Source organism: Amorphus orientalis (assembly GCF_030814015.1).
Lineage (GTDB): Bacteria > Pseudomonadota > Alphaproteobacteria > Rhizobiales > Amorphaceae > Amorphus > Amorphus orientalis.
Map to the genome: position 1 here is coordinate 379,636 of NZ_JAUSUL010000002.1, position 12,844 is coordinate 392,479.

The 12,844-nt window shown below is 67.0% G+C and carries 14 protein-coding genes; 6 read left to right on the top strand and 8 right to left on the bottom strand.

Annotation, left to right across the window (positions count from 1 at the left end; all coding sequences use genetic code 11):
- Window positions 1-3: 3 nt before the first annotated feature.
- Together J2S73_RS09580 and bchF are read right to left on the bottom strand one after the other, a co-directional pair.
- Complete coding sequence (locus J2S73_RS09580; protein WP_306885294.1) at window positions 4-1,311, bottom strand: ferredoxin:protochlorophyllide reductase (ATP-dependent) subunit N; 1,308 nt, start codon at window positions 1,309-1,311, stop codon at window positions 4-6.
- Window positions 1,308-1,823, bottom strand: a complete 516-nt coding sequence (gene bchF / locus J2S73_RS09585; protein ID WP_306885295.1) for a 2-vinyl bacteriochlorophyllide hydratase — start codon at window positions 1,821-1,823, stop codon at window positions 1,308-1,310. The genes J2S73_RS09580 and bchF overlap by 4 nt, the downstream gene beginning before the upstream one ends.
- Window positions 1,824-2,152: 329 nt before the next feature.
- Between bchF and J2S73_RS09590 the strand changes: the two genes are divergently transcribed.
- The 6 genes from J2S73_RS09590 (at window position 2,153) to J2S73_RS09615 (ending at window position 8,598) form a co-directional block, all read left to right on the top strand.
- On the top strand, window positions 2,153-3,064 hold the full coding sequence (locus J2S73_RS09590) for a cobalamin B12-binding domain-containing protein (RefSeq protein ID WP_306885296.1): 912 nt from the start codon (window positions 2,153-2,155) through the stop codon (window positions 3,062-3,064).
- A 65-nt stretch (window positions 3,065-3,129) separates the two neighbouring features.
- Window positions 3,130-4,560, top strand: a complete 1,431-nt coding sequence (gene ppsR / locus J2S73_RS09595; protein WP_306885297.1) for a transcriptional regulator PpsR — start codon at window positions 3,130-3,132, stop codon at window positions 4,558-4,560.
- A gap of 262 nt (window positions 4,561-4,822) precedes the next feature.
- Window positions 4,823-5,746: a chlorophyll synthase ChlG gene (gene chlG / locus J2S73_RS09600; protein WP_306885298.1), complete on the top strand. Its 924-nt coding sequence runs from the start codon at window positions 4,823-4,825 to the stop codon at window positions 5,744-5,746.
- 3 nt (window positions 5,747-5,749) lie between these two features.
- Window positions 5,750-7,102, top strand: a complete 1,353-nt coding sequence (locus J2S73_RS09605; RefSeq protein WP_306885299.1) for a BCD family MFS transporter — start codon at window positions 5,750-5,752, stop codon at window positions 7,100-7,102.
- Window positions 7,089-8,276: a geranylgeranyl diphosphate reductase gene (locus J2S73_RS09610; RefSeq protein ID WP_306885300.1), complete on the top strand. Its 1,188-nt coding sequence runs from the start codon at window positions 7,089-7,091 to the stop codon at window positions 8,274-8,276. Before J2S73_RS09605 ends, J2S73_RS09610 begins: the two co-directional genes overlap by 14 nt.
- Before the next feature lie 49 nt (window positions 8,277-8,325).
- Window positions 8,326-8,598, top strand: a complete 273-nt coding sequence (locus tag J2S73_RS09615) for a hypothetical protein (RefSeq protein ID WP_306885301.1) — start codon at window positions 8,326-8,328, stop codon at window positions 8,596-8,598.
- 158 nt (window positions 8,599-8,756) lie between these two features.
- On the opposite strand, the gene J2S73_RS09620 is transcribed toward J2S73_RS09615, so the two are convergent.
- The 6 genes from J2S73_RS09620 to pufB all read right to left on the bottom strand — a co-directional run bounded on the left by J2S73_RS09620 (window position 8,757) and on the right by pufB (window position 12,839).
- Window positions 8,757-9,161, bottom strand: a complete 405-nt coding sequence (locus J2S73_RS09620) for a c-type cytochrome (protein ID WP_306885302.1) — start codon at window positions 9,159-9,161, stop codon at window positions 8,757-8,759.
- A gap of 175 nt (window positions 9,162-9,336) precedes the next feature.
- Window positions 9,337-10,476 (bottom strand): photosynthetic reaction center cytochrome PufC, encoded by a 1,140-nt coding sequence (gene pufC, locus J2S73_RS09625; RefSeq protein WP_306885303.1) that lies wholly within the window; start codon window positions 10,474-10,476, stop codon window positions 9,337-9,339.
- On the bottom strand, window positions 10,473-11,453 hold the full coding sequence (gene pufM / locus J2S73_RS09630; RefSeq protein WP_306885304.1) for a photosynthetic reaction center subunit M: 981 nt from the start codon (window positions 11,451-11,453) through the stop codon (window positions 10,473-10,475). Before pufM ends, pufC begins: the two co-directional genes overlap by 4 nt.
- A 16-nt stretch (window positions 11,454-11,469) precedes the next feature.
- Window positions 11,470-12,294: a photosynthetic reaction center subunit L gene (gene pufL / locus J2S73_RS09635; RefSeq protein ID WP_306885305.1), complete on the bottom strand. Its 825-nt coding sequence runs from the start codon at window positions 12,292-12,294 to the stop codon at window positions 11,470-11,472.
- 126 nt (window positions 12,295-12,420) lie between these two features.
- Window positions 12,421-12,603, bottom strand: coding sequence for a light-harvesting antenna LH1, alpha subunit (gene pufA / locus J2S73_RS09640; RefSeq protein WP_306885306.1), 183 nt, complete (start codon window positions 12,601-12,603; stop codon window positions 12,421-12,423).
- 11 nt (window positions 12,604-12,614) lie between these two features.
- Complete coding sequence (pufB, locus tag J2S73_RS09645) at window positions 12,615-12,839, bottom strand: light-harvesting antenna LH1, beta subunit (protein ID WP_306885307.1); 225 nt, start codon at window positions 12,837-12,839, stop codon at window positions 12,615-12,617.
- Window positions 12,840-12,844: the final 5 nt, after the last annotated feature.

The following is a 12,844-nucleotide window of genomic DNA, read 5'->3' on the forward strand; positions in this document are numbered from 1 at the left end:
GCGCTAGACCTCCAGCCGCGTGCGACGAACGAAGGGACGGGAAAACAGCCCGGCGAGATCGCTGGCCTGTTCGAAGCCCTGGATCGGCGAGAACACCAGTTCGATCGACCACTTGGTCGCGATGCCTTCGGCTTCGAGCGGGTTGGCCAGCCCCAGGCCGCAGACCACCAGGTCCGGTGCCGCCTGCCGGCAGCGGTCGAGTTGCCGCTCCACGTCCTGGCCCTCGCTGAGGAGGGGCCCGGACGGCATCATCTCCAGCTCGGCATCGAGGATCTTGCCGTGCAGATAGGGGGTGCCGACCTCGATCAGCTCGGTGTCCAGCTCGCGGGCGAGGAAGCGGGCGAGCGGCACTTCGAGCTGGGAGTCGGGGAAGAAGAAGACGCGCTTGCCGCGCAGTTCGCTGCGGTGACGGTCGAGGGCGGCGCGGGCCCGGTCCCTGGCCGGACGGATCACGGCCTCGAAGCGGCGCTCCGGGACGCCCCATTCCCGGGCGGCGGCGGCGAACCAGGCGTCGGTGCCTTCCGCCCCCAGCGGGAACGGTGCCGACAGACGGCGGGCGCCGCGGTTTTCGAGCGCCCGGAGCGTGTCGCCGAGGAAGGGCTGGGCCAGAAGCACGTGGGTGGACGGTCCGACCGGGGGCAGTTCGGTCGCCTGGCGGGCCGGCAGGAACCGCACCGGGCCGATGCCGAGGCCATCGAACAGCCGGCGGAACTGGTCCTCGACGATTTCGGCGAGTGCTCCGACAACCAGCAGCGACGGCGCGGCGTCTTCGGGCTCGGCCGGAAGTTCGGGGACCAGCGCGGCCAGACAGGCGTCCTCGCCCTGGGTGAAGGTGGTTTCGATGCCGCTGCCGGAATAGGCTAGAATGCGGACCTTCGGAGAGAACGTTCCCGACAGCTTCTGGGCCATGCGGGGCAGGTCGAGCTTGATCACCTCCGACGGGCAGGAGCCGACCAGGAAGAGCAGCTTCACGTCCGGTCGGTGGCTCAGAAGCTGCGTCACCACGCGCTCGAGCTCGTCGTGGGCATCGGCCATGCCCGCCAGATCGCGCTCCTCGATGATGGCGGTGGCAAAGCGCGGTTCGGCGAAGATCATCACGCCGGCGGCGGACTGGAGAAGATGGGCGCAGGTGCGCGACCCGACGACCAGGAAGAAGGCGTCCTGGATCTTGCGATGCAGCCAGACGATGGACGTAAGGCCGCAGAACACCTCGCGCTGGCCGCGCTCGCGCAGGACCGGACGCGGCGCCGGCGCGGTGTCGGTGGCGTGATCGGCGATCGTGAGGTCGGGTGCGGTCGCGGCGGGGCTCATTCGACCACCCCCGCTGCCGGCAGGGGCGCGCCCATTGCCGACTCCCGCCGGGCGGCGCGCAGCTTGAGAACGAACTGGCCCGCATTGACGACGTAGGTGGCGTAGGCGGCCAGCGCGAGCGCCATAAGCTCCAGCGGGCTGCCGATCCCGACGGCGAGCGCGACCAGGTAGGCCGTGTGGAGCGCCAGCACCAGCATGGAAAAGACGTCTTCCCAGAAGAAGGCGGGGGCGAACAGGTAGCGCCCGAAGACTTCCTTCTCCCAGACGGAGCCGGTGATCATGATCGCGTAGAGGACGATTGTCTTGACCACCACCGAGGCCGTGGCCAGGGCATATCCGTCGCCGGTGGCCACGTAGCGCAGGACCAGGGCGAGACTGACCAGGAACACCAGGAACTGGAGCGGGGCCAGGATCCCCTGAACCAGGGTCCAGGGCGAAGCGTCGCGGCGCCGTCTCTCCTCGTCGGAGTAAAGGAGGCTGCCGTTCCCGGAATTCAGTCCGCGCCGTTGCATCTCCCGATCCCCTGCCGCTTCCGTCCCGCCATCTTTCCGATGGTCTGGATTGGGACGAGCGTACGGTTGAGGTTCGGGAGTGTCAAGGTAGATTGACGTAATGCAAAACTTACAATGAGCGACTTTTTTTAATTATACCGCTTCCACAACTATCGGTTTCGATCTAGCCTTGACGACGTCGGCCCATGAAAATGAGAGGGGTGTGCCGTCGAAAGCACCCGAAAGCCAAATAAATTCTCAACAATGAGAGTGGTTTAGGGGCGAATACCATCCTTCTCTCCAGTTGCCTGAACGGGAGGGGCAATATGGGAGATCGTATTCGGCATGGGGTGTCGCTGGACGACGCCGATTTGCTCGACCTGTTCACGGGCTTTGACGTGGCTGGTTGCTTTGACACCTGTGGCGGTCCTCACGACACCGTGACCGGGCCGCCTGACCGCTCCTCGACGCTCGAGCGCGCGATTCAATCGGAAGTCATTCCGAGGCTGATGCTGGCTCACCGGGAAAGTCCGGACACGCAATGGTCGAGCGCGACAGGCGCCACGAAAGCGGACGGTCCGGTTCGGGCCGAGCCCACGGCGAAGGACGTCACCGAGCTGACCCGGCTGGTGCTGACCCATGACACGGCGATCTGCATCGCTTTCGTCGACGGGCTGCTCGAAGAGGGCGTGTCGCTCGAAGCGGTGTTCCTCGAGCTCGTTTCTCCGGCCGCCAAGCTTCTCGGAGAAATGTGGAAGGCGGATCTCTGCAGCTTCACCGACGTGACCCTCGGGCTCGCCAAGCTGCAGCAGGTCGTGCGCACCCATGCGGGCGCGTTTGAGGCGGAGTGTGCGGATACGCCCGGCGGGGCGCGGCGGGCCCTGCTCTTGGCGATGCCGGGCGAGCAGCACACGCTCGGGATCTTCCTGGTGGAGATGTTCCTGCGGCGCGCCGGCTGGGACGTGTGCGGGGGACCCGCCCTGTCGAGCGACGAGCTCAACGCGCTGATCCGGCGGGAATGGTTCTCGGTGATCGGTCTGTCGATCAGCGCCGACAATCTCCTGGGGACGCTGTCCGGGGCGATCCGGACAATCCGGCGTGAATCGTGCAACCGGAATGTCGGCATCATGGTTGGGGGGAGAGTTTTCGTCGACCACCCGGATTGGGTGGCAGTGGTCGGAGCCGATGCGATTGCGCTCGAGGCACGCCAAGCGGTTTCTGCAGCTGAGAATATCGTTGTTGCTGCAGAGGGGCGATGCTAGGGAGGGGCCCTTCTTGGAACCCACTCCAGCGCGAATGGCTCGGAGTTGCATGTTCTGGAGTTGCAATGGACACTTCGGACTCGCTCGATCGGCGGGCGCATTTCAAGTTTCCGGAGGAGACGTTCCGGAATTTGGATGCGACGTCCTTCGGCGCGCTTATCGCGACGACTGCGGACGTGGTTCTGGTCGTCGACGGCGACGGTGTCATTCGCGACGTGGCGGTTGGCAACGGAGACCTGTTGTCCGAGGGGCTTGACGAGACGACCGACCGGCGCTGGATCGATACGGTCACCATCGAGAGCCGGCCGAAGGTCGAAGAGATGATCGCCGCCGCATCCAACGGGGGCGCGATCCGGTGGCGCCAGGTCAATCATCCTGCCAGGGATGGTGTGAGCATCCCGGTGAACTATCTTGCACAGCGTCTCGGTTCCGACGACCGGATCTTAGTCGTCGGGAAAGAAATGCGTGATTTTACTGTCCTGCAGCAGCAGGTGGTCGAAACGCAGCAATCGATGGAGCGGGAGTACGCCCGACTTAGGCAGGCGGAAATGAGGTACCGACTTCTGTTTCGACTCGCATCCGAACCGGTTCTGGTGGTCAACGCGGCCACCGGCAAGGTTCAGGACGCTAATCCGGCGGCGTTGCGTGTGCTCGACCGAACGGCGGAGCGGACCAACGGGCGACGCTTCACGGAGTTCTTCGATAGCGAGAGCGCCCGGTCGATCGATCGCCTGTTCGCCGCCCTCCAGACCACGGGCGAGGCGCCTTCGGTGGCGGCCTGCCTGAGGGAGCAGTCGGCCCCCTGCATGGTGTCCGCATCGCTGTTCCGTCGCGACGAGACGGCGCACTTCCTGGTCCGCCTCGCTTTGCCGGAAGAGGTCGATCGGTCCGGCGACAATGGGACGAGCGAGAGCCTGCAGGCCGTGATGCGGCATCTGCCCGACGGATTCGTGGTCACCGACCTCGACATGAACGTGCTGACCTGCAACGAGTCGTTTCTCGACATCGTCCAGTTCGCCACGGAAGATCAGGTGAAGGGACAGAGCCTGGAGCGCTGGCTCGGCCGCGGGTCGATCGACACCAGCTCGCTGTCGGCGAGCCTGCGCGAGCACGGCACGGTTCGCAACTTCGCCACCTTCATTCACAGCGAATACGGGCTCGACGAGGACGTCGAGATCACCGCGGTCTCGGTGCCCAAGGGCGAGGCGCCGTGTCTCGGGTTCATCGTCAGGCGCGTCACCCGCGCCGCCAAGACGACCGGCGACATGCCGACCGGGCTGCCGCGCTCGGTGGACCAGCTCACCGAACTGGTCGGCCGCGTTCCGCTCAAGGATCTGGTTCGCGAAGCCACCGACGTGATCGAGCGGCTGTGCATCGAGGCCTCGCTGCAGCTGACCCACGACAACCGTGCCTCGGCGGCCCAGATGCTGGGACTGAGCCGGCAGAGCTTCTACGCCAAGCTGCGCCGCCACGGTCTCGGCGATCTCGATTCCTGACCAAGCAGCGTCCGCCGGCGCGTGTCCGGCCCTGTCGCTGGCTGCCTGATGCGGCTGCAACACCCGTCGCGGTCATGGGTCCAGACCATCTTCTGCCTGACATCGATTGAGTGAGCGACGCCAGCGTTCCGGCGCCGAGCGGCGGGGCCTGCAATTTTTACGTGCGATCCGGGGGTCCGTCGCTGTGAAGACGGCGCGACAGAGGCTGCGGGTGTGTCAATCTTGATTGACATTAAAGAGTGTCAATCATACCATTCACCCCATGACACGCGCCGCCCTCACCATGAAGCGATCGGACCGTCCGTCTCCACCGGTGGTGGTGGAATTTCTCAAGCCCATTACCTGGTTTGCGCCGATGTGGGCGTTCGGCTGCGGGGTCGTCTCGTCCGGGGCGGACCTCTCCGGCCGTCTCCTTCCGGTGGCAGCCGGCATTCTGCTCGCCGGTCCGCTCGTCTGCGCCACCAGCCAGGCGGTGAACGACTGGTACGACCGGCACGTCGACGCCATCAACGAACCCGACCGGCCGATCCCCTCCGGACGCATTCCGGGCAACTGGGGCTACTATATCGCGCTTCTGTGGACCGTCCTGTCGCTTGGCGTTGCTGCCGGGCTGGGGCCGCTCGTGCTCGCCGCTGCGATTGTCGGCCTCGCCTTCGCCTGGGCCTACAGCGCGCCGCCGCTCCGGCTGAAGCGGGACGGGTGGGTCGGCAATGCGGCGGTGGCGCTGTGCTACGAAGGCCTTCCCTGGTTCACCGGCGCCGTCCTGATGACCGCTACGATGCCGGACGGGCGGATTATCGCCCTGGCGGCGCTGTTCAGTCTCGGCGCCCACGGCATCATGACCCTGAACGACTTCAAGTCCGTCGAGGGAGACCGCCGCATGGGCGTGGCGTCGCTGCCGGTCCAGCTCGGAGTCGGCAACGCGGCGCGGCTGGCCTGCGTGGTCATGGTCGCCCCGCAGATCGTTGTTATCGCGCTCTTTTTCTCCTGGGGCAGCCCGGTCTTCGCTGCTGCGATTGCAGCGCTCGTGGTTGCGCAGATCGTGCTGATGGCGACGATGCTCTTTCCCCTGGAGCGGATCCTGCAGCAGCCGCGCGAACGCGCCGCGCTCTACAACGCCACCGGCACGACGCTGTTCGTCGTGGCCATGCTCGTCGCCGCCTTCGGCGTCCGGGCGGGCATCTGAGCCATGAGCGGGTCCGCCCCTCTCGGCTGGGTCGCCATCGTGAGGTTGGGCCTGGTGCAGACCGCGCTCGGCGCGATCGTCGTACTCACCACGTCGACGATCAACCGGGTGATGGTGGTGGAGCTGATGCTGCCCGCCATCCTGCCGGGCGCCCTCGTCGCGTTGCATTATGCCGTCCAGATTCTGAGGCCCCGCTGGGGCCATGGCGCCGATCGCGGCGGACGGCGCACCGTCTGGATCATCGGCGGCATGGCGCTGCTTGCGGCGGGCGCCACGGGCGCGGCGATCGCGACCGCTCTCATGGCGGTGTCGACCCTTGCCGGCGTCGCGCTCGCAGTCGCGGCCTTCCTTCTCGTCGGCATCGGGGTCGGGGCGGCCGGGACGAACCTGCTCGCCCTTCTGGCCAGTCGGGTCGCGCCCGGGCGCAGGGCGCCGGCGGCCACCATCGTCTGGCTGATGATGATCGCCGGTTTCGTTGTGACCGCGACGGTCGCCGGGCACTTTCTCGATCCGTTCTCCAGCGTACGGCTGGTGACGGTGACGGCGGTGGTCTCCGTTGCTGCCTTTCTCGTCGCCGTGGCGGCGCTGTGGGGCGTGGAAGCGCGCGGGGGCGACCGGTCGCCGGCGGTCGCAGAGCAGCAGGCCCACAACCGGTCGGATTTCCGCGCGGCGCTGGCTGCCGTGTGGGCGGAGCCCGAGGCGCGCCGGTTCACCATCTTCGTGTTCGTCTCCATGCTGGCCTACAGCGCCCAGGATCTGGTGCTGGAGCCGTTCGCCGGCGCGGTTTTCGCCATGACGCCGGGACAGTCGACCCAGCTCGCCGGCGTCCAGCACGGCGGTGTTCTGATCGGCATGATCGTGGTCGCGCTCGCGGGCGCGGGCATCGGAGGCGTCCGTCTCGGAACGCTCAGAGGCTGGACCATCGGCGGGTGCCTGGCGTCCGCCGCGGCCCTTGCGCTGCTGGCGGTCGGGGGCTCGTTCGGGCCCGGCTGGCCGCTGGTGCCGACCGTCTTTGCGCTCGGCGCCGCGAACGGCGTCTTCGCCGTGGCGGCCATCGGCTCGATGATGGCCCTTGCCGGCGCCCGCGAAGGCGGGAGCGAAGGCATCCGGATGGGGCTGTGGGGCGCGGGTCAGGCGATCGCGTTCGCGCTCGGCGGTTTCGTTGGCACGGCCGTGGTCGACGGGGTGCGTCTGGTGGTGGCCGACCCGGCTGCCGCCTACGTCACCGTATTTGCGCTCGAGGCGCTCCTGTTCCTCCTGTCAGCCGGTCTCGCCGCGCGGGTTTCGCGGGCGCCGGCGTCATCGGTGGATCCGGAGCCGGTATTGACGCGGGGAGGCGCGGATGTCCGGGCATGAGATGTTCGACGTGATCGTGGTCGGCGGCGGCCCGGCGGGAGCGACGGCTGCCACCGATCTTGCCCAGCGCGGCCATTCGGTGATGCTTCTGGATCGGGACGGGCGGATCAAGCCCTGCGGCGGCGCGGTTCCACCGCGGCTCATGCGGGAGTTCGCGGTGCCGGACAGCCTGCTGGTCGCCCGGGTGGGCGGCGCACGGATCGTCGCGCCGAGCGAGCGCAAGGTCGAGATGCCGATCGCCACCGGCGGCTATGTCGGCATGGTCGACCGGGAGACGTTCGACGAATGGCTGCGGGAACGGGCGCGCTGGGCCGGGGCCGATCGCCGGACAGGCCTGTTCGAAGACCTGGATCGGCAGCCCGACGGATCGGTGGGCCTCACCTACCGCGATCCGGAGGGGACGCAGCATCGCGTCGGCGCGCGGTTCGTGATCGGCGCCGACGGCGCGGTCTCCGCCGTGGCCCGACGGGCGATGCCGGCCTCCGGCCGGGCCCCTTACGTGTTCGCCTATCACGAGATCGTCGAGGTGCCTGATGCAGCACCTGGCTACGATCCATCGCGCTGCGACGTCTACTATCAGGGCCGGCTCTCGCCGGACTTCTACGGCTGGGTGTTTCCCCACGGCCGGACGGTCAGTGTCGGCACCGGCACGGCGGTGAAGGGGTTTTCGCTGCGCACTGCCGTTGCGGCGCTGCGTGACGACGCCGGCCTTGCCGGCGGCCGCACCGTGCGGCGGGAGGGCGCGCCGCTTCCGCTGCGGCCGCTGCCGAAATGGGACGACGGCCGCAACGTCGTGCTGGCGGGAGATGCCGCCGGCGTCGTCGCCCCAGCCTCGGGCGAGGGCATCTACTACGCCATGCTGAGCGGCCGGCTCGTCGGGGAAGCCGTCACGGAAGCTCTTGTGACCGGCGACGCCCGCGCGCTCGCCGGGGCGCGCAAGCGCTTCATGCGGGAGCACGGTCGGGTGTTCTGGATCCTCTGGATGATGCAGCGCTTCTGGTATTCCAGCGACAAGAGGCGCGAGCGCTTCGTCAGCATCTGCAACGATCCCGACGTCCAGTCGCTGACGTGGACGGCCTACATGGACAAGAAGCTCGTCCGTGCGCGGCCCGCCGCCCATGCGCGCATTTTCCTGAAAGACATGGCGCATCTGCTGCGCCTGGTCTCCCCGTGAGGACGAAGCGTCCGCGCCGCCGAACCGGCGTCGGCTCTTTCGCACGGTGATGGCCGAGCTGGTCGCGAGCGGCCGGCTGGTGGACATCGCGCTTGCGCTCGTCTGCCTGGAGGCGCTCGCGCTTCTTGTGGTCGTCGGCCGCCGCCGCGGGCTGCGAGCCGGCGCCCTCGACATCCTGCCCAACCTGGCCTCCGGTGCCTGCCTGATGCTCGCGCTGCGGGCTGCTCTCGTCGGTTCCGGCTGGGGCTGGGTCGTCGTTTTTCTGACGCTGGCGCTGATTGCTCACGTCGCCGATCTCGCACGGCGGCTGCGGCGGTCCTGAAACTGCGGAGTTCGCACACACACACACGAGTGCGGGCCGATTCCATTCGGGCTAGCAGGACAATCGGAGGCCGCCCAGGCCGGTGCGGTCTGAGCAGCGTCTTGCAAAGAGTGGAGATTGCCGCCGGGTCCGGCGGTCGTTCAGGAAGGACGAATGTCCTACTTCTTCTCGCCGTCGATGTTGAACTGGGCGAGATAGGTGATCACGTCGCGGCGGAACTGCTCGTCCGGGAACTTCATCGGCATCTTGGAGGCACCACCGACGAATGCGGCCGGATCGGCGAGGTATGTGAACAGCATGTCTTCGGTCCACACCGTGCCGTCGGCGCCCTTTTCCTTCGTCGCCTTGCCATAGCTGTAGCCCTCCCAGGAGCCGATCTGCCGGCCGACGATGCCGTTGAGCGGCGGGCCGACCTTGATCGTCGCGTTGGGGCCGATGTTGTGGCAGACCGCGCATCGCTTGAAGTCCTGTTCGCCCTTTGCGGGGTCGCCCGGGTCCATGGCGGCGGCGCTCACTGTCGAGGCGGCGAGGGCTGCAACGGCGAACCGAAGTGCTTTGATCATTGGGTCGTCCTCCTCAAATATCCGTCCGATCGCGGTCCCGAATCCTCCCGGAATGGCGATGCGACCTTTAGTTTACGCGCGACACCCCTTTTCGGATCCCTGGATGCGGGCTGAGCGACAAAAGAATTCCCCGCACCGGCCGAGTGGGCCGGGCGGGGAAGGCAGGTGGGACGCTTCAGTTGGCGGGTGAGGTCTCGTCCGCGGGCGCGGACGACGGGGAGCTGGCTGCCCCGCCGCCGGCAGTGTCGGAGGCGGGCGCCTCCTGGGTCATCGACGACCCGCTCGAATTATCTGCGGTTGTCGACGGACTGGCGGCGAGAGACGGGTAGTCCTTCAGCATGCTGACCCCGTTGAGCGGCTTCGACTGGCCGCGATGGCAGGTCGCGCAGCTCACCATCGGCACGTCGCCGGTCGGGCCGAGCCGGTTGTCGGGCAGGATGCCCTTCAGGCTTTCCAGATATTCCTGGTCGATGTTGCGCACCATCTGGATGCCGTGGAAGGCGGTGACCCGCTGCGGCGTGCTGTTGGTCCAGGACGAGAACGACTGGCTGTTGTGGCAGAAGGTGCAGTTGACGCCGAGCGCGTTCGACATGTGCATCATCAGCCCGTAGGTCTTTTCCGTGGCCTGGATGCTGGTGTCCTGGCCCTGGGGAAGGGCCGTATTGGACACCACGCGGATCTCCTGGGCATAGCCGATCAGGTCCGTCAGCGGGTCGTAGGGCAGGGACGTGTCGCCGACCGAGTCGGAGGCCAGGTTCTGGCCTTGGCGCAGGGCCGCCATGCCTCCGGCCTGGCGCGGTCCGGGGTCGGTGAACCAGACCTCCGAAGGCACCGGCTGGCCCCTGTGGCAGGTGTAGCAGGTGACACCGGTCTGGGCGACGTGGTCGGTGAAGGCGGTGTTGATGTGCATGTTCATCTGCAGCATCCGGCGGGCAACGACCTTCGGATATTTCTCGTCGGACGCCAGGTTTTCGTAGTTGTGGCAGTAGCCGCAGCTTTCCTCCGGCGACACCCATTCGGTGATTGCCGTCATGAGGCGGATGAATTGCGGGTCGGGGAGATCGCCCAGAACCTGGACGTTCTCATAGACCTCTCCGGCCGTCTGTCCCTCCGCCGGCATTTCCGGCTGGGGCTCGGGTGCCTGGTTCTCGGCAACCACCCGCTCCGCCGTGCGCGGGTTGATGATCTGGTCCATGCCGGTGCCGCGGTAGCCGAGCTGGACGGCGTCCATCGGGGGACGTTCCCAGGTCAGCATCATGGCGATGAAGAGCAGCGTACCGAAGACGACACCGACGAGTGCGAGGGCGAGTTTCATTGCATTCCCCCCTGGATGGAGGCCGGGTCGGTGATCGGACCGAACACCTGCGGATAGGTGGGGGCGAGGCCGTGCTTCACGCCCCACAGATACCAGTTCTCGACCACCGTGCCGGTGAGCAGGATCCCGATGCCGCCGACGAGGGTGCACAGGACCGCGAACCACCATGCCCAGCGGTGGATGGATTCCATCGTGGCGTTGAAGCCCATGGTCCAGCGCCAGAACAGGGCGGCCCGTTCGGCCGCGGTGCCGCGGTCGACCACCTGCTCGATCTCACGCTCGCCGCCGTAGCGGCTGACGGCGAGGATCGTGGCCCCGTGCATGGCGAACAGCAGCGTCGAGCCGTACAGGAACACGATCGAGAGCATGTGGAACGGGTTGTAGAAGAGGTTGCCGTACCGGATCGAAAACGCCGCGGTCCAGTCGAGGTGCGGGAAGATGCCGAATGGCACCGCCTCGCTCCAACTGCCCATCAGGAGCGGCCGGATGAAGCCGAGCACCAGGAACAGCCAGATGGCTGAGGCGAAGGCCCAGGCGACATGGGTGCCCATGCGCAGCGCCCGGGCGCGGCGGTAGGTCCTGACCCACCACAACAGGACCGAGGTGGTGAGGAAGAATCCGGCGAGCTGCCACCAGCCGCCTTCGTTCAGCGGGCAGATGACGCACAGACCCCGCTCCGGCGGCGGCGGCTCGAGGCCGAGCCAGGGCAGCTGACGGACGAACTGGATCGGATCCCAGTTCACCGACGCCCACATGTTGAGGCCGATGATCTCGATCGCCAGGAAGCCGCAGAGCAGCGAGGCGATGCCGGTCCAGCCGAGATAGATCGGGCCGAGCTGGGCGTCGCCGAGGCGGCCGAGCCAGTAGTTGAAGCCGGTGCCGGCTTCCCGCCCCATCGAGCCCGGCTCCAAGGGGACCCCGGCGTAGGCGGGACCTCGGACCTGGGTCCGGGTGAATATGTTCTGATAGTCCGCCATGGATCCCTCCCGTGGGTCAGTTCCAGATCGGCAGGTCGAGCCACCAGCTCCACCATTCGGGCCAGCCCTGGGTCCAGAACGGTCCGCTGATGACGATGCACACGGCGCTCCAGAACCCGGCGTTGAGCGCCAGGAACAGGCCGAGCCGGTGGATGCCGAGGGTGCCGATGGAGTAGCCGATCGTGTCCCGGAAGAACGTGTTCTCGTGTTCCGGTGTCTTCACGGTCTCGCCGTCGCCGGGGTTGGTGGCCGACAGGATCAGCGAGCCGTGCAGCGCGAGCGCCAGCGTCGTCGTGAAGAAGAAGCTCACGGCGATCATGTGCGCGGGATTGTAGTGGAAGTGCAGGTACTGGTAGCCGGTGTTCGACACCCAATCGAGGTGACTGATGATGCCGTAGGGGAAGCCGTGGCCCCAGGCGCCCAGGAGCAGCGGGCGAACCACCACCAGCACGAAATAGGCGAAGATCGCGACCGAGAAGGCGAACGGCACGTGATAGCCGATGCCGAGCTTGCGGCAGATCTCGACCTCTCTGAGCGCCCAGGAGCCGAAGGCGCCGAGCGCGCAGATGGTGATGATCTGCCAGAGGCCGCCTTCCTTCAGCGGGGCGAGGGCGAGGCCGTAGCTCAGGTCCGGCGGCGCGATGTTGATCTGCCAGACGTTCCACGTCGGCCCGATCGCGGCTCCCCAGAGGATCAGCGCGGTGCCAAGGGCGGAGAAGAAGATCGTGGTGACGCCGAAGAACCCGACATAGAACGGCCCGACCCAGAAATCGAAGAGGTCGCCGCCGATAAGGGTACCGCCGCGAATGCGATACTTGCGTTCAAAGCTGAGCATGGCCATGCCAGGATCCTCCGGTCGACGGCATGAGGGGCGCCCAGCGGTCTGGGCTCCGGCGCAGTGGGCATGGCGGCGGTCAGATCTCCGCCACGCCCACCGCTTGCCGTCCGCACGGGACGGCGGGGTCGCCTAAGTCAGTGCGGTATCCAGCTGCATCTCGACGGCACTGGTCGCGGTCGACGGGCCTTCCAGCCAGTTGAAGCGATCGGTGCTGAGCAGGATGAAGTGGATCAGCAGGGCGAGGACGAACAGGAAGGTGAACAGAGCCACCAGCGTCCGCCGCGGATCGAACAGGAGCCAGACTTTCCACATGTCTCCAGCTCCTATCCGACCAGCGGAAGCAGGTTCGCCGCAGCGAACTGCATATTTGTCATCACTTCGGCATACCCTTCCGGACCAGGCAGCCAGGGCCGCCAAAGCCACGCAAGAATGTGTGCGACGACTGCAACTCCGACGAAGATGAGGAAGCTCGTCATAAAGATGGAGTGGAACTCCTTCGCCTCTCCCTCGGTCAGGCCGGACAAGGAACCGTCCGTTGGTGTGGCCATTACGA